Source organism: Pseudarthrobacter sp. NamE5, from assembly GCF_005796225.1.
Taxonomy (GTDB): domain Bacteria; phylum Actinomycetota; class Actinomycetes; order Actinomycetales; family Micrococcaceae; genus Arthrobacter.
In genome coordinates, this window is the sequence record NZ_VAHO01000022.1 from 1 (window position 1) to 18804 (window position 18804).

General features: G+C 65.8%; 15 protein-coding genes. 6 read left to right on the plus strand and 9 right to left on the minus strand.

What is annotated here, in order from left to right:
• The first annotated feature begins 147 nt into the window (after positions 1-147).
• Positions 148-777 (plus strand): nicotine blue oxidoreductase, encoded by a 630-nt coding sequence (gene nboR / locus FDW84_RS18120; protein WP_138610879.1) that lies wholly within the window; start codon positions 148-150, stop codon positions 775-777.
• Here the strand turns inward: nboR and FDW84_RS18125 are convergent.
• The 7 genes from FDW84_RS18125 to FDW84_RS18155 all read right to left on the minus strand — a co-directional run bounded on the left by FDW84_RS18125 (position 766) and on the right by FDW84_RS18155 (position 9713).
• Positions 766-1404 (minus strand): uracil-DNA glycosylase, encoded by a 639-nt coding sequence (locus FDW84_RS18125; protein ID WP_138610880.1) that lies wholly within the window; start codon positions 1402-1404, stop codon positions 766-768. The two genes, nboR and FDW84_RS18125, sit on opposite strands and share 12 nt — an antisense overlap.
• 31 nt (positions 1405-1435) lie before the next feature.
• Positions 1436-2416 (minus strand): aldo/keto reductase, encoded by a 981-nt coding sequence (locus FDW84_RS18130; RefSeq protein ID WP_138610881.1) that lies wholly within the window; start codon positions 2414-2416, stop codon positions 1436-1438.
• 84 nt (positions 2417-2500) lie between these two features.
• Positions 2501-5326: a molybdopterin-dependent oxidoreductase gene (locus FDW84_RS18135; protein ID WP_138610882.1), complete on the minus strand. Its 2826-nt coding sequence runs from the start codon at positions 5324-5326 to the stop codon at positions 2501-2503.
• A gap of 3 nt (positions 5327-5329) precedes the next feature.
• A complete protein-coding gene (locus tag FDW84_RS18140; protein WP_138610883.1) occupies positions 5330-6250 on the minus strand; it encodes an FAD binding domain-containing protein in 921 nt (306 codons plus the stop codon).
• Positions 6241-7485 (minus strand): XdhC family protein, encoded by a 1245-nt coding sequence (locus tag FDW84_RS18145; RefSeq protein WP_138610884.1) that lies wholly within the window; start codon positions 7483-7485, stop codon positions 6241-6243. The genes FDW84_RS18140 and FDW84_RS18145 overlap by 10 nt, the downstream gene beginning before the upstream one ends.
• A 176-nt stretch (positions 7486-7661) precedes the next feature.
• Positions 7662-9203: an NCS2 family permease gene (locus tag FDW84_RS18150; protein ID WP_138610885.1), complete on the minus strand. Its 1542-nt coding sequence runs from the start codon at positions 9201-9203 to the stop codon at positions 7662-7664.
• Positions 9204-9218: 15 nt separating this feature from the next.
• Positions 9219-9713 (minus strand): nucleoside deaminase, encoded by a 495-nt coding sequence (locus FDW84_RS18155; protein ID WP_138610886.1) that lies wholly within the window; start codon positions 9711-9713, stop codon positions 9219-9221.
• Positions 9714-10115: 402 nt separating this feature from the next.
• Here FDW84_RS18155 and FDW84_RS18160 point away from each other — a divergent pair, with 402 nt between their 5' ends.
• Entirely contained in the window at positions 10116-11489 is a 1374-nt protein-coding gene (locus tag FDW84_RS18160) for an 8-oxoguanine deaminase (RefSeq protein ID WP_138610887.1), read from the plus strand.
• On the opposite strand, the gene FDW84_RS18165 is transcribed toward FDW84_RS18160, so the two are convergent.
• Positions 11486-11671 carry a hypothetical protein gene (locus tag FDW84_RS18165; RefSeq protein ID WP_138610888.1) on the minus strand — a complete coding sequence of 62 codons (186 nt, stop codon included), beginning with the start codon at positions 11669-11671 and terminating at the stop codon, positions 11486-11488. The genes FDW84_RS18160 and FDW84_RS18165 overlap by 4 nt on opposite strands.
• Positions 11672-12016: 345 nt before the next feature.
• Here FDW84_RS18165 and pucL point away from each other — a divergent pair, with 345 nt between their 5' ends.
• Positions 12017-12925, plus strand: coding sequence for a factor-independent urate hydroxylase (gene pucL, locus FDW84_RS18170; protein WP_138610889.1), 909 nt, complete (start codon positions 12017-12019; stop codon positions 12923-12925).
• 171 nt (positions 12926-13096) lie between these two features.
• Positions 13097-14608 (plus strand): nucleobase:cation symporter-2 family protein, encoded by a 1512-nt coding sequence (locus tag FDW84_RS18175; RefSeq protein ID WP_138610890.1) that lies wholly within the window; start codon positions 13097-13099, stop codon positions 14606-14608.
• A 136-nt stretch (positions 14609-14744) separates the two neighbouring features.
• Here FDW84_RS18175 and FDW84_RS18180 read toward each other — a convergent pair whose 3' ends face one another.
• Complete coding sequence (locus FDW84_RS18180) at positions 14745-15500, minus strand: IclR family transcriptional regulator (RefSeq protein WP_138610891.1); 756 nt, start codon at positions 15498-15500, stop codon at positions 14745-14747.
• Positions 15501-15722: 222 nt separating this feature from the next.
• Here FDW84_RS18180 and FDW84_RS18185 point away from each other — a divergent pair, with 222 nt between their 5' ends.
• Positions 15723-17168, plus strand: a complete 1446-nt coding sequence (locus tag FDW84_RS18185; RefSeq protein WP_138610892.1) for an NAD-dependent malic enzyme — start codon at positions 15723-15725, stop codon at positions 17166-17168.
• Between the two features lie 36 nt (positions 17169-17204).
• Positions 17205-18803, plus strand: coding sequence for a malate synthase A (aceB, locus tag FDW84_RS18190; RefSeq protein WP_138610893.1), 1599 nt, complete (start codon positions 17205-17207; stop codon positions 18801-18803).
• Position 18804: the final 1 nt, after the last annotated feature.

The window sequence follows — 18804 nt, forward strand, 5'->3', positions numbered from 1 at the left end:
GAAAGCGCTGCAGCTGCTCGCTGCCAGGGGCGAGGTGGAGGAGGGCGCGCCGTTGTACGCCCTGGACCGGTACAAGCTGCTGGACGTCAATGCCGGAACCACCGGCGGGACCGGCGGCGACGCCTAGAGGGAGAGTAGGGTGCAGCTATGGGGAACACCGGTGACGTCAGGACCACCGGCCTGGTACTCGCTGCCGGCGCCGGCACCAGGCTCGGCAAAGGCCCCAAAGCGCTGCTCCCCTACCGCGGCCGGCCGCTGGTTGAATCCGTAGCCGGAGCACTGCTCGACGGCGGCTGCCACGAGGTGGTGGTGGTGCTCGGTGCCGGAGCACCGGAGATCATGGCCGCGGCGGAGCTGGGCCGCTACCGCATCATGGTGAACCAGGAGTGGCAGTCCGGGATGGGCAGCTCCCTCCTGCAGGGCGACGCCAGTGCCGCCCCGGAGGATCACCTCCTGGTGGCACTCGTTGACCAGCCAGGTGTGACCACCACGGCGGTGCAGCGGCTGCTGGTCGCCCACCGTCCCGGCAGGGTCACTGCGGCTGCCTACGGTGGCGGTGCAGCCGCAGCGGAGGGTGCCGGCGGCAGGCTCCGCCGCGGGCACCCGCTGGTGATCGACGCAGCGCTCCGCAGAGATGTGGCGCAAACGGTGACCGGCGACGCCGGGGCGCGCGGCTTCCTGGCGGCCCACCCGGAACTGGTGGATGAGGTGGATTGCAGTGACCTGTCCACGGGAGAAGACATCGACACCCCGGCCCAGTTGGGGTTACTGGGCTAGCAGCTCCTCGAGCCCCCGCTTAAAGCCGGACCGGCCGCCATGGGAAGGATGCCTCACCTTCGGCACCTCCATGCCACTGCGCAGCAGGCTGCGGTGCGCCACGTTGCCCACGGCCACCACGGTTTCGATACCAAAGAGCTCCACCAGTTGCTGCCAGAACGGAGTGCCCAGCTTTGCCTCTGCTGCCGTTGGGGTGCGGTTGGACTGCGGCCGGCCGGGGACGTGGGTATGCCAGGGGCAGGCGCTCCACAGCAGGGGAAGGAACTGCAGTTCAGCCAGCACCTCCCACATCACCGTCGCCGTGGGCTCGGCGGCGACCCCTGCAGCGTCTTCCGGAAGCATGTACCCCCTGCCCGGGCCAAACAGTCCGAAACTGTTAGCCGGCCCCTGGAGCGTGGTGCGGTTGGTGAACGGCACCCCGGTGATCCTCATGCCCCTGAAGCCGGGGGCTTCCCCCAGCAGCAGCACCCGTGGCGAACGCTCCTGCATTTCCGTCAGGTAGAGCTCAAGGTTGCGCCGGCGCAGCGCGTTGGCAGACACCGAGGGGTCGAGGAAGTTGTTGCGCCCGGGCCCGGACGGCACCGCTGAAAGCCGGTCCACGAAGGCACCCACGGCTGTTTCTGCCATTCACACCCCCAGTGCACGCAAATTAGCCCCGCTACCAGCGCGGGTGGATAACCTCGCGGAAGTAGTGGTCGTAGATCCAGCGGACGCCGGCGTCGAACTCCTCCGTAACCTGCACGGAAGCCGCCGCTGCGTTCGCTTTCGCCTGGACCACGTTGCGCGCGCCGGGGATCACGGTGGTCACGCCATCCTGGGCTGCGATCCAGGCGATGGCTGCCTGGGCAGTGGTGGCTCCGGCCGGTACCAGCTGCTCGAACTCGGCCACGGCCTTGAGCCCGAGCTCGTAGTCCACGCCGGAGAAGGTTTCGCCGACGTCGAAGGAGTCGCCGTTGCGGTTGTAGTTCCGGTGGTCGTTCTCCGCGAAGGTGGTCTCCTTGGTGTACTTGCCGGACAGCAGCCCCGAAGCCAGCGGCACGCGGGCGATGATGCCCACGTTCGCCGCCTTCGCGGCGGGAAGGACCTCGTCCAGGGGCTTGAGCCGGAAGGCGTTGAGGATGATCTGGACGGAGGCTGTGCTTCCGCGCCGGATCGCTTCCAGCGCCTCGTCCGTCCGTTCGACACTCACACCGTAGTTGCGGATGGCACCCTCCGACACCAGGGTGTCCAGGGCGTCATAGACCTCGTTGCTGCTGAACACCGGAGTGGGCGGGCAGTGCAGCTGGACCAGGTCCAGGGTGTCGGTGCCCAGGTTCTTCCGGGACCTGTCCACCCACTGGCGGAAGTTGGCCAGGGTGTAGTTCTCCGGCTTCTGGTCCACACGGCGGCCCATCTTGGTGGCTACTGTGATTTCCAGGCCGGGGTTGTCCGCGAGGAACTTTCCGATGGCCTGTTCGCTCTTGCCATCGCCGTAGACGTCGGCCGTGTCAAAGAGGTTTACTCCTGCTTCGACGGAGGCCGCCAGGATGGCCTGCGCCTGGGCCGGGTCCACGTTGCCCCAGTCGGCTCCGAGCTGCCAGGTGCCCAGTCCCACGATGGAGACGTTCCGTCCGGTGTTGCCTAAAATCCGATGTTCCATCCCTCGACTATATGCAACGATGCAGGGTGAGGCGGCTCACCGGCTGCCGGACGCGCCTGTTCTAAGCTTTTGTGACTCCCTTTTTCAGGTGAGCAGCGATTCCGTGGGCACCAGCCCCGCTTCCTTGAGCCCCAGGTAAATCCGGTCCCGCGCAATGGGCAGGGACGCGAACCGCACTCCCGTCGCGTTACGGATGGCGTTTGCCAGGGCGGGGGCAACAGGATTGAAGGGGCTTTCGCTCATGGACTTGGCGCCCAGCGGACCCAGCTTGTCGTTGGTGTCCGCGAAGTACACTTCACTGCGCGGCACGTCCGCGAAGGTGGGAATGTGGTATTGGCGGAGGATGTCCGTGGTGACCCGGCCTGCGTCGTCAATCACCACCTCCTCGTACAGCGCGGCGCCGATGGCCTGGGCGATCCCGCCCTCGATCTGCCCGCGGCACTGGCGGGGGTTGACCACCACGCCGGCGTCCGCCGCCTGCACGCTCTGCAGGATTTTCAGCTCCCCGGTGCCACGGTTCACCGCCACCCTGAACCCGTGGACGTTGAAGGCCACAGACCGCGGCGTCCCGCCCCAGCGTCCCTCTGCAGAGAGTTCGACGCCGGCTTCCGCAGCCTGCTGCGCCAGTTCAGCCAGTGCCACGGGAGTGCCGTCAATGACCACCGTGTCCCCATCAAGGACGCAGGCCGAGGCCTGCGTCTGCCGGATACCGGCGGCAAAGGCGCGGATCCGCACGGCGAGTTCCTCGGCCGCGGCCAGCGTGGCCTTTCCGGCCACTACCGTTCCTGCCGAGCCAAAAGCACCAGTGTCGTGCTCCACCAGATCCGTATCCGACTGCCGTACTGCAACGTTCGCAGCCTCGGTGGAAAGCGCGGTAGCCGCCAGCTGGGCGTGGACTGTGGTGGTTCCGTTGCCGAATTCAGCCGTTCCGACGTCGGCCTGGTAGGTGCCGTCAGGCAGGAGCCTCAGCCTGGAGTGGGCAAAGTGGCCGCGCGGGGGCACGGTGTCGATCATGGACAGGGCAGTTCCCTCGCCGGTGAGCCAGTCAGGTCCCAGCTCGTCCAGTCCGGCGGCACGGTAGCGCTGGCGGCCGCGGGCCAGCGCGTCGCGGACCAGGCCCAGGCACTGGTCAAGCCCGTAGCTGCCGTAGTGGACATCCTCCTCAGGGTCGGGCTGGGTTGAGAGCATGCGGTCGCCTTCGCGCACCATGTTCCGGCGGCGGAACTCGAAGGGGTCCATGCCGATGCCGGCCGCCAGTTCGTCCATCGCGGACTCAATGGCGAAAACCATCTGGCTCAGCCCGTACCCGCGGAAGGCCCCGGCCGGAACCGTGTTGGTATACATGGCATGCGCGTCCACCTTCTTGTTGGGGCAGTTGTATACGGCCAGGGATTCGCCGCAACCATGGAACATTACACCCGGGCCGTGGTTGCCGTAGGCGCCGGTGTTGGTGAGGACGTCCAGTTCCAGCGCGGTCAGCCGGCCGTCGGCTGCAGCCCCGGCCTTGAGTTTGATGGTGAACGGGTGCCGGGTGGTGGTGGCGGTGAACTGCTCAGTCCTGGTCAGTTCCAGCTGGACCGGGCGGCCCAGCTTCAGGGCTGCGAGGGCCACGATGTCCTCGGTCAGGACTTCCTGCTTGCCGCCGAAGCCGCCGCCGACCCGTCCTGCCACCACGTGCACCTTGTCATCCTCCAGGCCGAACACCCGGCACAGGGTGCGGCGGACCAGGAACGGGACCTGGCTGGACGTGCGCACCTGCAGGCGCCCTTCTCCGTCCACGGACGCGATGGCAGCATGCGTTTCCAGCGCCACGTGCTGGACCCGCTGTGTTTGGTAGGTCTGTTCGTGAATGAAGTCCGCGGCGGCAAAGCCTTCGCCCACGCTGCCCAGTTCGGAGTGAAGTTCGGCCACCACGTTGCGTTCGGGGCGGGAGATGCGGGACGCCATCCCGTCCTTGTCCCCGTGGACCAGCGGCGCGCCGGGCAGCAGTGCGTCCTGCGGCGAGAAGACCGCCGGCAGTTCCTCATACTCCACGTCCAGTGCACGCACACCTGCTTCAGCGGCGGCTACCGTTTCGGCCACCACCGCCGCCACCCGCTGGCCCCGGAACCGCAGCACGTCATCCAGGACGCGCGTATCGTCCGGGTCGTCCGTAAAGAGTTCATGCTGGGCGGTGGAAAAGAGCTGCCCGGGTACGTCCTCATGCGTGAAGACCGCGACAACGCCCGGAACCTTCAACGCTGCGTCGGTATTGATGGAAAGCACCCGGGCGTGCGCATGCGGCGAGCGCAGGAGCTTGAGGTGGAGCAGGCCCTGCAACTGGTCCACCGGCACGTCCAGGGTGTAGCGGGCGGCGCCGGTAACCACGGCCCGGCTGGCAGGTGCGGGAACGTCGTCGCCCAGTTGCCCGGGCTCGGGATCGGGCTGCCCCTCCCCCGCAATACCGGACCCCTGTCCTTCCGGATCCGGGTGCCCGGCATGCCCGCAGACGGCGTCGGAAATGGCCCGGTACCCGGTGCACCGGCAGAGGTTGCCCTTGAGGTTTCGGGGCAGGTTTTCCTTCTGCCCGTCGTTGAAGGTGGCAGCGGTCATCACCATGCCTGCCGTGCAGAAGCCGCACTGGAAACCCTGCCGCTCCATGAACTGCTGCTGCACCGGATGGAGGTCGGCATCGCCGGTGGTTGCGGCGAGCCCTTCAATCGTGGTGACGGCATGGCCTTCCGCGCGGACCGCCGGATAGATGCAGCTGTGCACCGGGGTACCGTCAACATGGACAGTGCAGGCGCCGCAGTCTCCGCCGTCGCAGCCCTTCTTGACGCCCAGGTTTCCCTGCTCGCGCAGGTAGGTGCGCAGGCACTGTCCCGGGCGGGGTGCCGTTTCAGCCGTCGTTCCATTAATTTCGATGGCCATTGCTCAGGCCCCTTCCTGCTGGGCGGCAAGCCCGCTGTCCTTCGGCGGCCAGAAGTCGCCCGATACCCGGAGTCCCGGCGCCCCGTCCGGAGCGGCGAGTTCGGCCCGGATTTCTTCGGCCAGCCGGTAGGTCATGTCCCGGCGCCACACTGGCAGGCCATGGATGTCGTCGTGGTAGAGATCCTCAGGGATTGCAGCGCTGATAGCATCTGCCAGCCCGTCGGCGTCCGGCAACCCGTCGAAGCGCAGCTGCACGGGCCGCTTGGTGGCGGCTGTAATGGTCAGGACCAGGGAGGTACCGCCGTCGAGCCTTCCAATCAGCAGCACCCCGGACCTGCCCAGGTTGCTGAGAGACAGGCGGCGGAACGCCGCCCGGGAGGCAAGGGCCGACGCCGGCAAGTGGACACTGCGCAGCAGCTCGCCGGGTGCCAGGCAGTTCCTGGCATCGCCGGTGACGAAGTCGGCTGCGGGCACGGTGCGGCTGGTTCCGCCAGGTCCGATGATGGTGGCGATGCCGTCCAGCCCGGCGGAGAGCGAGATGATGGGGCCGGCCGGCAGTGATGTGCAAAGATTGCCGCCCACCGTGGACGTGTTCCACACCTTGAACGAGGCGACGAAGGAATCGCAGCAGGGGCGGACCAGGTCCAGCCCCGGCCAGCTGCGGCCGGCCACCGCCGGTGAACCGGGAAGGCTGTACAACTGCGAGATTGTGCAGGTGGCGGCGAGGTCGAAGCCGTCGTCGGTGACGGTTACCGGGGTCCAGCCTGCGCTGCCGAGGTCCAGGAGCCGCTTCAGCGGCCGGGGACCGAAGGCGAAGCTGCCGTAGGAGAACAGCACGGTGCCGCCGGCCAGCCAGGCGTCGCCGTCGCGCCATTCTGCGGGGTCGGTGGTGGGGACCACCGCCTCGATGGTGTTCATGTCCATGCGATCTCCTGCTGATTAACTGTGGCGGGGGCCTGTAGCGGCTGCCGGCGGGCCGGGTGCTGATGGATGGGGCCGGACCTGTCCCGAAGAGGGGTACAGCTGGCGGCCCGGTTGCGTGCTGCAACGATCTCGGCAGTGATGGAAACCGCCACTTCGGCGGGAGTAACGGCGCCGATGTCCAGGCCGATCGGCGAATGGAGCGAGGCAATCCGCTCCGGCCGGACCCCGGCGGCGAGGAGCTCCTCCATCCGCTGCAGGTGGCTCCTCCGGGAACCCATGGCACCCACATAGGCGAGGTCCAGGTCCAGGACTTTCTCCAGCAGCGGGAGGTCGAACTTCGGATCGTGGGTGAGGACCGCCGCGACGGTGCGGCTGTCCAGGCGTCCAGCCGCAGACTCCGCAGCCAGGTAGCGGTGCGGCCAGTCGGTCACCACGTCATCGGCGGCAGCGAATCTGGACTGCGCCGTGAACGCGGGGCGGGCGTCCACCACTGTTACGCGGTAGCCAAGCAGTTTGGCGGCCGGGATGAGGGCTGCACCGAAGTCATTGGCACCAAACACCAGCATACGCGGCGGCGCGAGCCGGGATTCCACCAGGAGGGCGGGTCGCAGGCTGTCCTGCGGGTCCTGTCCGAGCTTTTCCGGGAGGCAGCTGCCTGGCTCGGCAAGCGGGACCACGCCGGCGCCGCCGTTGTGAAGGATCGACTCCATCCGGAGCAGGACCATGGAGTGCCCCTGCTCCACTAAAGAAGCCAGTTCCGGCAACTCCGCCGCGCGCGCGTCCGCCGGTTCACGGACCACGACGGCGCCGCCTCCGGGCGTGCCTAAGCGGCGTACCAGCGCCACTGGCTCGCCCGGCGCCAGCTCCCCCAGTTGATGCAGCGCGGTCCGGAGCGGGTGGGCGGCTTGGCCAGGTGCGTCCGGAGCCACCGGTTCGATATGGATGTCCAGCTCTCCCCCGCAGGTGAGCCCGGCGGCGAAAGCATTGGCAGAACTGAAGCCAAAGCGCTTTCGTCGCGCGGCGCCGTCGTCCATGGCCTCCTGGGCAAGCGCCACCACGGCGCCTTCCACGCAGCCGCCGGAGAGGCTGCCCAGTACGTCCCCGGAGGCGGTGACAATCATGGAGGTCCCAACCGGCCGGGGCACGGAACCGCTGGCGGCAACTATGGTGGCAACGGCGAAGTGGCTACCGAGGAAATGCGCCCCGGAGTGAAGCGAAGGGATCAGGTCAAGCATGGCTGCACTCCTTGGTCCGCGCGGCGGTGGTGTCCATTGTCGTTCCTGTCGGTCATTCGGAAAAGCAATTGGTTCTGGAAGCGTCTTGTTCTTTGGAAATTGCCGGTCCGGACATCCGCATGCCCTTCCAGGAATGCGGATGTCCGGAAGCGGCACCAGGTGGTCACAGGGTCCCGTCAGGCGCCCAGCAGCAGGTTGATCGGTCCGCGGGCGAAGTAGACCAGGAAGCCGGCGCTGACCACCCACATCAGCGGATGGACTTTTTTCGCCTTGCCGGACGCCGCACCGATGATGGCCCAGCTGATGAAGCCGACGCCGATGCCGTTGGCGATCGAGTAGCTCAGCGGCATGGTGACGATGGTGAGGAAGGCGGGCAGGGCCACGGTGAACTTGCTGAACTTGATCTCACGGATCTGCGCCATCATCATCGCTCCCACCACCACCAGGGCGGCGGCAGCCACCTCGAGCGGAACCACGCTGGTCAGTGGCGTGAGGAACATCGAGCCCAGGAACAGCAGGCCCGTGACCACAGATGCCAGGCCAGTGCGGGCGCCTTCACCGATTCCCGCTGCCGAGTCGATGTACACGGTGTTGGAGGAGCCGGAGGTAGCTCCGCCCGCCACGGCGCCAAGCCCTTCAACGATGAACGCCGACTTCAGCCGGGGGAACGTCCCGTCCTTGTGGGCCACCCCGGCGCTCTTCGCAAGGCCGGTCATGGTGCCCATGGCATCGAAGAAGTTGGTGAACACCAGCGTGAACACCAGCATGGTGGCCGCGAGCCCGCCGATCCTGGCGAACGAGCCGAAGAGGTCGAACTGGCCCACCAGTGCCAGGTCCGGGGCCGAGACCAGCTGGCCGGACAAAACGGGGGTGTTCAGGTGCCAACCGCCGGGATTTGCCTCGCTGGCCGGGCCGATCTGCATGACAGCTTCGACCACCGCCGCCAGGAACGTGGTGGCCACGATCCCGATCAGCAGGCCACCCTGGACCTTGCGTGCCACCAGGATGCCCATGGCCAGCAGGCCTACGATGAACACCAGGGTGGGGACCGAGGTGATCGAGCCGCCGTTGCCGAGCTGGACAGGAGGCCCGCCCGCGGTCGCCTTCACGAAGCCCGAGTCCACGAAGCCGATGAAGGCGATGAACAGGCCGATGCCCACCGTGATGGCGGCCTTCAGCTCCTTGGGTACTGCGCGGAAGATGGCGGTCCGGGCACCGGTGACGCCGAACAGGACGATCAGGATGCCGTTGATCACCACCAGGCCCATGGCTTCAGCCCAGGTCACTTCCTGGATGACTGAAACTGCCAGGAAGGAGTTGATGCCGAGGCCGGCGGCGAGCCCGAACGGCAGGTTGGCGATCAGTCCGAAGAGTATTGTCATCACGCCTGCGGTGAGCCCGGTGACGGCGCCTACCTGCGCCGCGGAAAGCCAGCCCCCGGCGACGTCGGTGGGGGCGTTTCCTGCGCTGAACCCGCCGAGGATGAGCGGGTTGAGGATGACGATGTACGCCATGGTGAAAAAGGTGACCAGGCCGCCGCGGAATTCGCGGGCGAGCGTTGAACCGCGCTGCGTCACCTGGAAGAAACGGTCAAGGAAAGAGTTCGACGCCGGCGGGCGCGGAGTGCCTGCCGGAGCGCTGGGGGTGCGCGGCGCCGTTTTGGCGTTAGGGGGTTGTGGAGCCGAATGCTCCTCGTGGGAGTTGTTTAGGATGGTCATGTCAGCCGCCGGGCCTTAGTAGTCGATCCTGGTGTCGAGTGTGTTCCAGGTATTGAACGGCTCCAGCGGCGCGGGGGCCTGCGGGTCGTTCAACACCAGCTTTGAGACCGGCAAGAGGGAGTTCCGGTCCTTGTTGTCGAAGTATTCATAGAAGACGGCGTCATCGAACCCGACCGAGGCGGCGTCATGGCGGTCTGCTGCGAAGACCACCCGGTCCACGCGTGCCCAGAGTGCGGAGGCCAGGCACATGGGGCACGGCTCGCAGCTGGTGTAGAGGACGGCGCCGCTGAGGTCGAACGTGCCGAGCTCGCGGCAGGCCGTGCGGATCGCGGTGACCTCGGCGTGGGCGGTGGGATCGTTGTCCGCGGTGACCCGGTTGACGCCGTCGAACGTCCGGCCGTCGGCCGTGACGATCATTGCTCCGAAAGGTCCCCCGCTGTTCAGGACGTTGGCCGTGGCCAACCTGATGGATCTGGCCAGGAATTCTTCGGCCGTGACGGTGGTACTCATGATGCGACTTCCTTATTGCCGGGAAGCCTGTTGCCGTTTGCAGGACCAGTAGAACCAGGTGCGACGGTTACCAGGCTTCAGCATGTGCTGTGAAGGTTAAGTTGCGCCTGGTAGATAGCTTCCCGGACTCCGGGTGCCCGCCTTTGGCAAGAACGAGATTAGCACCGGATTGTGGGCTGCGCCATAGTTTTCTGGAAGTTTTATTTCGCCATGTGAAATCTGCGTTTCGGGTTCTTCACTTGATCCTGCTGCTGCAGTCACAATGCAGCGTATTGACGCAGGTCAAGGCTACTCCTTACCCTGATCGGACCCGCCCTGCCCGGCAGCGGCGGCCACCTGGATCAGCAGACAGGGCCTCACTGAGCTGGAATGACTACCACCGCGCTCAGACAAGGACAGCCCATGCCCCTCCCCGCCACCCTTCCTTCCGCAACCCGCCTCTGGATCAGGAATCCGCAAGCCGCCTTCACTGCCAACAGCCTTGACGCTTCAGCGGGACTGGTGGTCAGCGGCGGGATGATTGTCGAGGTGCTCGCCGCCGGACAGCAGCCCGCCGAGCCGTGCGACGGGATTTTCGAGGCGGGCAGCCACGTTCTGCTGCCGGGCCTGATCAACACCCATCACCACTTCTACCAAACCCTCACCCGCGCCTGGGCGCCGGTGGCCAACGCACCCCTGTTCCCATGGCTGCAGAACCTGTATCCGGTCTGGGCAAGACTGACCCCGCGCGACCTTGAGCTCGCCACCACCGTGGCGCTGGCAGAGCTGCTGCTCTCCGGCTGCACCACGGCGGCCGACCACCATTACCTCTTTCCGGCCGGCCTGGAGGATGCGATTGATATCCAAGTGCAGGCCGTGCGCCGGCTGGGGATGCGTGCCACTCTCACCCGGGGTTCCATGACTTTGGGAACGGACGACGGCGGCCTGCCGCCCCAGTCCACTGTCCAGGCTCCTGACGTGGTGCTGGAGGACAGCGAACGCCTGGTTGGCCTTTACCACGAACGCGGCGCCGACGCAGTGATCCAGATTGCCCTGGCCCCATGCTCACCCTTCTCGGTGACGAAGGAGATCATGGCCGAAAGTGCAGCGCTGGCTGAGCGGTTGGATGTGCGGCTGCACACGCACCTCGCCGAGACCCTGGACGAGGAGGACTTCTGCCGGCAGGTGTTCGGGCTGCGGACCGTTGACTACCTGGACAGCGTGGGCTGGCTGACGGACCGCACCTGGCTGGGCCACGGCATCCACTTCAGTGACGCGGAGGTCGCGAGGCTGGGAGCCGCGGGAACCGCCGTCGCGCACTGCCCTACCTCGAACATGCGCCTGGCGTCGGGGACCGCGCGGGTCCTGGAGCTGGAGGACGCAGGGGTTCCCGTGGGGCTGGGAGTGGATGGCTCGGCGTCGAACGATGCCTCCAACATGGTCCTGGAAGCGCGGCAGGCACTCTATCTCCAGCGGCTGAAGTACGGCGCGGACGTTCCCGTGGAGCGGGCGCTGGGCTGGGCAACGCGCGGTTCGGCCGCAGTGCTGGGCCGTTCCGGATTGGGGCAGCTCGCGCCCGGAATGCAGGCGGACCTGGCACTCTTCCGGCTGGATGACCTGCGGTTCTCCGGGAGCCACGACCCCATTGCCGCACTGCTGCTGTGCGCTGCCGACCGCGCCGACCGGGTGATGGTGGGCGGGAAGTGGCGCGTGGTGGACGGGCAGATACCAGGGCTCGATATCGCCAGCCTGGCCGCCGAACACTCGGCGGCGGCCCGGCGGCTGGTGAACGGCTAGCTGCGCCGGCTGAAGCCGGGCAGCGCGTGGACCCAGCGCGAGAAGCGGCCGGGGACGTGATCACGGTCCGCGGGGAGGTAAAAGTCCGGATCAGTCCCGCCCCCGAGGGGGAGGTAGAACTCGGGGACTGACGGTGCCGCCGTTGGTGCCGGTGCTACCTGAGTGCTGTCCTGCTGGTACATCTGATCCTCCTTCGAAGGTTATTTCCGTAAAGTGAAAAATAAGTTCTGCTATACGAAAGAGCATAAGGGGCGAGCGGCTGGCGCGTCAATGACTTCTTAGGCTTCCGGTCACAATGCGAATTTTCAGTTTGTGATGTACACCACCGGTTTCCGGAGGTACGCTGGATGTCAATTCGTGGCGCATGTCACGTAACCTGGGAGCAGCAGGCAGGGTCGTTAATGAGCTGGCATCAATGGATGCCGGCTCTTTTTTGTTGGGTCGGCACCACCGGAAACGCGCTTGAAACGCGCGCTTAATTTCAGTGATGGAACGTAGTTCCACTTACCGGAAGTTGGGAACAGACCATGAGCAGCAAGATCATCCTCGGCGAAAACCAGTACGGCAAGGCGGAAGTCCGGGTCGTCAAGATCACCCGCGACACCAGCCGTCACGAGATCGAGGACCTGAACGTCACCTCGCAGCTGCGGGGCGACTTCACCGCGGCCCACCTGGCGGGCGACAACGCCCACGTGGTGGCTACGGACACCCAGAAGAACACCATCTACGCCTTTGCCCGCGACGGCGTCGGCTCACCCGAGGCGTTCCTGCTGCGCCTTGGCGAGCACTTCACCTCCAGCTTCGACTGGGTCACCGGCGGCCGCTGGGAAGCCGACTCGTACGCCTGGAACCGCATCCAGGCGCACGGCAGCGAACACGACCACTCGTTCGTCCGCAACGGCCAGGAAGTCCGCACCGCGGTCCTGGTCCGCGACGGCGCAACCACCCACCTGATTTCCGGGCTCAAGGACCTCACGGTCCTCAAGTCCACCCAGTCCGGCTTTGTCGGCTACCCGCGGGACCGCTACACCACCTTGCCCGAAACCACGGACCGGATCCTGGCCACGGACGTCTCCGCCCGCTGGCGCTTCAAGACCGGAACCGACTTCAGCACCCTTGACTTCAATAAAAGCTACGACGACGTCAAGGCGCTCCTGCTCGAAGGCTTCACCGAGAAGTACTCCCACGCCCTGCAGCAGACCCTGTTCGACATGGGCGCCAAGGTCCTCGAAGCCCACAGCGAGATCGACGAAATCAAGTTCTCCATGCCCAACAAGCACCACTTCCTGGTCGACCTCACACCGTTCGGCCTCGACAACCCCAACGAGGTCTTCTACGCCGCTGACCGCCCCTACGGCCTGATCGAGGCCACCGTCCAGCGCGACGACGCCGCACCGGCACCCCTTGCCTGGTCCGGCATCGCCGGCTTCTGCTAACCGCCCTTACCGGTGGTTGATCCTGCCGGTCTCCGCAGGATTCGACAGGATCAACCACCGGCGGCCCGGCAGATGACCCGGCCGGGATACACACCCCACATCTTTTCCCACACCTGTTAGCCAGACACGTTAGCCAGACGAAGACGTCTGCCACGAACCAGAAAGTCTGTCATGAACACCAAGAACCCTTTCAAAGCAAGTGCCAAGCAGCGCGGCAAACGGCCTGCTTCCACCCGCCCAGAAGACGAGCGGCTCTCCATCGGAAGCAGCTTCGCCTACGGCTTCCAGCACGTTCTCACGATGTACGGTGGCATCATTGCCGTGCCCCTGATCGTCGGCCAGGCGGCCGGTTTGTCATCGGCCGATATCGGCATACTGATCGCAGCAGCTCTCTTCATGGGCGGCCTGGCAACCCTGCTGCAAACCATCGGCATACCGTTTTTTGGCTCTCAACTGCCCCTGGTGCAGGGGGTCTCCTTCGCCAGCGTGGCCACGATGGTTGCCATCGTCAGCAACGGCGGCGGACTTCCGACCGTCTTCGGCGCAGTCATGGCCTCCGCAGCCGTGGGCCTTCTGATTGCACCAGTCTTTTCCAAGATTGTCAGGTTTTTCCCACCCGTTGTCACCGGTACGGTCATCACCACGATCGGCCTGACACTGATGCCGGTGGCGGCAAACTGGGCCATGGGCGGCAACCGGACTGCCGAAAATTACGGCAGCACGGCCAACATCGGCCTTGCCGCGGTCACGCTGGTCCTGGTGCTGGTCCTGAGCAAGGTCGGCAGTGCGACCCTTTCCCGCCTTTCCATCCTCCTGGCCATGGTGGGCGGCACGATCGTCGCCGTCATTACCGGCATGGCTGATTTCTCCAAGGTTGGCAACGGCCCGATCGTTGCCTTCCCCACACCGTTCCACCTGGGGGCACCCACCTTCGAGATCGCCGCCATCATCTCCATGCTGATCGTAGTGCTGGTGATCCTTACGGAGACCATGGCGGACATCCTGGCCGTCGGTGAAATCGTGGGAACCCGGACGGATTCCAAGCGGATTGCGGCCGGCCTTCGCGCCGACATGGGTTCCAGCCTGATCGCCCCGATTTTCGGATCCTTCACCCAGAGCGCGTTCGCTCAAAACGTGGGGCTGGTGGCCGTCACCAGGATCAAGAGCCGTTATGTGGTGGCTGCCGGTGGCGTCATCCTGGTCCTGCTCGGACTCCTGCCGGTCATGGGCCGCGTAGTGGCTGCCGTTCCCACCGCCGTGCTGGGCGGTGCCGGTATCGTCCTGTTCGGCACCGTTGCCGCCAGCGGCATCCGGACACTGGCAAAGGTTGAGTACAGGAACAACATGAACCTGATCATTGTGGCTGCATCCATCGGCTTCGGGATGATCCCCATCGCTGCGCCTGCCTTCTATGACAAGTTCCCCACCTGGTTCGGCACCATCTTCCACTCGGGCATCAGCTCGGCCGCCGTCATGGCCATCCTGCTGAACCTTCTCTTCAACCACCTCAAGGCCGGCAACTCCGAGAACCAGTCGGTGTTTGTGGCAGGGACCGGACGGGCCGTCCGGGAAGAGGACCTCAAGTGCCTCGCCGAAGGCGACCGTTACGAGAACGGCAAGCTCATCGACTGCGACGGCAAGGAAGTCCCCATCCAGTCATCCGAGAAGGCTTCGGAGCACTAGCGGCCCAACCGAGAACGGCGGCCCGCTTCCAAAGGGAGCGGGCCGCCGTCGTCCGTGGTTTCCGGGAGTTTTTGTCCAGACATGCAGGGCAAAAGGCACTATAAGTCGGCATACGTGGAAAAACTCCGAGGGTGGGTCAGCTGCGGTTAAGCTCGTCGGAGATGGCCTCGGCTGCTTCGCGCAGGACGGGCACCGCCTTGTCAGCGAAGTGCTCGTCAACGCGGGACACCGGCCCGGAAACGGAAATCGCGGCGGGCGTGGGAGCATTGGGCACCGCCATGGCAAAGCAACGCACACCGAGCTCCTGCTCCTCCTCGTCAATGGAGTAGCCCCGTTCCCGGATGAGCTTGAGGTCCGCCAGGAGGTCATCGACGTCGCCGATGCTCCTGGGGGTGGGGGTTGGCATCCCGGTGCGTGCAACGATGCCGCGAACGGTGTCATCGTCCAACTGGGCCAGGATGGCCTTGCCCACGCCGGTGTCATGCATGTGGGCACGCCGGCCCACCTCGGTGAACATGCGCATGGAGTGCAGCGACGGCACCTGGGCCACGTAGATCACCATGTCCGAGTCCAGCACGGCCATGTTGGAGGTTTCGCCCAGCCGGTCCACCAGCGTCTTCAGCTGCGGACGCGCCACTGCACCGAGCTGTTTGTTGGCGCCTTCGCCCAGCCGGATCAGCCGCGGGCCCAGGGCATACCGCCGGTTCGGCAGCTGCCGGATGTAACCAAGCGACACCAGGGTTCGCAGCAGGCGGTGGATGGTGGGCAGGGGCAAATCGGTGGACGAGGAAAGCTCGCTGAGCGTGACGTCGCCACCGGCGTCCGTGATGAGCTCCAGCAGTTCGAAGACCCGCTCCACCGACTGCACGCCGCCCGGCGCTTTTTCTGCCATTCCGTTGTCTCCTACAGCTCGGAATCCGACAACTCTTATCCGCATCGTGAAAAGAATTGCTTAGAACACCCAACATACAGCACAGCCCAAGGGACCGCGATGCATTGGGGGCAGTCTTATTTGGAGGGGTTGTATTTCCATCTTGCAGATAATAATATCCATAATACGAAAAACTTTCGATTGAGCAGACGCCCGGCCCCGGGCCCAACAGGAGGATATTCAATGGCGAACCCCAGCCCCGGAAATTCAATCACCCTGCGCGTGGAAGCACCCTCGAGCTTCAGCGCCACGAGCGAGCTGGCCGCCGCCGTCGGCGCCGCAGGCGCAGCCATCACTGCCCTGGATGTCAGTGAATCCCACCACGAGACTCTGGTGGTGGACGTCACCTGCAACACCACCGACGACGAACACGCCGCCCGCGTCAAGGACGCCCTCAATGCGCTCGACGGCGTCACGGTCCAGCACGTCTCGGACCGCACGTTCCTGATGCACCTGGGCGGCAAGCTGGAAGTCGTCCCCAAAGTAGCCCTGCGCAACCGCGACGATCTTTCCCGCGCCTACACTCCCGGCGTCGCCCGTGTCTGCCTCGCCATCGCCGAGGACCCCGCTGCCGCGCGCAACCTGACCGTCAAGCGCAACACCATCGCAGTGCTCACCGATGGTTCCGCGGTCCTGGGCCTCGGCAACATCGGCCCGGCCGCCGCCCTTCCCGTGATGGAAGGCAAAGCCGCCCTCTTCAAGCAGTTCGCCAACGTTGACGCCTGGCCCGTCTGCCTGGACACCCAGGACACCGAGGAAATCATCATGATCGCCAAGGCCATGGCCCCGGTCTACGGCGGCATCAATTTGGAGGACATCGCCGCCCCGCGCTGCTTCGAGATCGAAAACCGGCTCCGCGAGGAACTGGACATCCCGGTGTTCCACGACGACCAGCACGGCACCGCCATCGTTACCCTCGCAGCCCTGGTCAATGCGCTGCGCGTGGTGGGCAAGAAGCTCGAAGAAGTAAAGATCGTGGTCTCGGGCGTCGGCGCTGCGGGCTCGGCCATCATCCAGCTCCTCAAGGCCCAGGGTGCACGGCACATCATCGCCGCCGGCCGCTCCGGCGCCATCCACTCCGGCGAGGAATACGGCGACGAGCACCGCAGCTGGATCGCTGCAAACACCAACGAGGAAGGCTTCGCCGGCACCCTGCACGAAGCGCTCGTCGGCGCGGACGTTTTCATCGGCGTCAGCGCCCCGCACGTGATCGGCGAGGAGCAGGTGGCGGCCATGGCGTCGAACGCCATCGTATTCGCCATGGCCAACCCCACGCCTGAAATCGATCCCGTCATCGCATCGAAGCACGCCGCCGTGGTGGCCACCGGCCGCAGCGACTTCCCCAACCAGATCAACAACGTGCTGGCTTTCCCGGGCTTCTTCCGCGGCCTGCTGGACGCCGGAGCTTCGGACATTACCCCGGAGATGCTGGTGGCCGCCGCGGAGGCGATCGCCAAGCGGGTAGCTGACGATGAACTCAATGCCAGCTACATTATCCCCAGCGTCTTCGATCCCCATGTGGCCGCCGATGTTGCGTCCGCTGTTGCAGCTGCTGCCCACGCCGCCAGCGTGGCAACGGCGGCTGCACCGGCAGCAGCGGAGCCCGAAGCCGCCCTGGCCAGCGCCTGATTCACGCCTGACTTCAGCCCAAGGAAAGGACCAGAAATGGCCATCACTGTCACAGACCCCCGGCCAATTGACCGCGCGGAGGAGATTCTCTCACCCAAGGCACTGGCCTTCGTGGAGGAACTGCACAACCGCTTCGCCGGCACCCGTAACGAACTCCTGCAGGCCCGCGCCGCCAAGCGGCAGCGCGTGGCGGAAACCGGCAAGCTGGATTTCCTGCCGGAGACGAAGGACGTGCGCGACGGCGACTGGAAGGTTGCGCCCGCACCTGCGGCTTTGCAGGACCGCAGGGTAGAGATGACCGGGCCGGCTTCACCGGCAAAGATGGCCATCAATGCATTGAACTCCGGCGCCAAGGTGTGGCTCGCGGACCTTGAGGATGCCAGCACCCCCACGTGGGGCAACGTCATTGACGCGATCCTCAACCTCCGCGACGCCGCCCAGGGCACCCTCAGCTACACCTCGGACGAGGGCAAGGAGTACCGGCTCCGCACGGACGCACCGCTCGCCGTGGTGGTGGCCCGGCCCCGCGGTTGGCACATGCAGGAAAAGCACCTGCTGGTCAACGGCGAACCCGCGGTTGGTGCGCTGGTGGACTTCGGGCTGCACTTCTTCCACATCGCGAAGCAGCTGGTGCTTAATGGGCAGGGACCGTACTACTACCTGCCCAAGATGGAGAGCCACCTCGAAGCACGGCTCTGGAATGACGTGTTTGTCTTCGCGCAGGACTACCTGGGACTGGGCCAGGGCACCATCCGGGCCACGGTGCTGATCGAGACCATTCCGGCCGCGTTCGAGATGGACGAGATCCTGTACGAGCTGCGTGACCACGCCTCCGGCCTGAACGCCGGCCGGTGGGACTACCTGTTCAGCATCATCAAGTACTTCCGCGACGCCGGCGAGGAGTTTGTCCTGCCGGACCGCGCTTCCGTCGCCATGACCGCGCCGTTCATGCGCGCCTACACCGAATTGCTGGTGAAGACCTGCCACAAGCGCGGCGCCTTCGCGATGGGCGGCATGGCAGCCGTCATTCCCAACCGGCGCCATCCCGAGGTCACGGAGGCGGCCTTCGCCAAGGTGCGGGCGGACAAGACCCGCGAGGCGAACGACGGCTTCGACGGTTCCTGGGTGGCGCACCCGGACCTGGTGTCCACCTGCCGCGAGGTGTTTGACTCGGTGCTGGGAGACAAGCCGAACCAGGTGGACAGGCAGCGCCCGGAGGTCCACGTGACCGCCGAGCAGCTGCTGGACGTCTCCTCGGCAGATGGACAGGTGACGGAAGCCGGCCTGCGGTTGAACCTGTATGTTGCCGTGGCCTACACCGCGGTCTGGCTGTCCGGAAACGGCGCCGTGGCCATCCACAACCTGATGGAGGATGCTGCCACCGCGGAGATCTCCCGCTCCCAGGTGTGGCAGCAGATCCGCAACAAGTCCGTCCTCGCGGACACCGGCAACACCGTCACCCGCGAACTCGTGGAACGGATCCTGGGCGAGGAGACAGAGCGGCTCCGCACTGAGTTCGGTGACGAAGCCTTCCGCCGCTACTACCAGCCCGCCAGTGAACTGATCGCAGACATATGCCTGGCCGAGGATTACACCGACTTCCTCACCACCCCGGCCTACGAACTGGTGGGCTGAG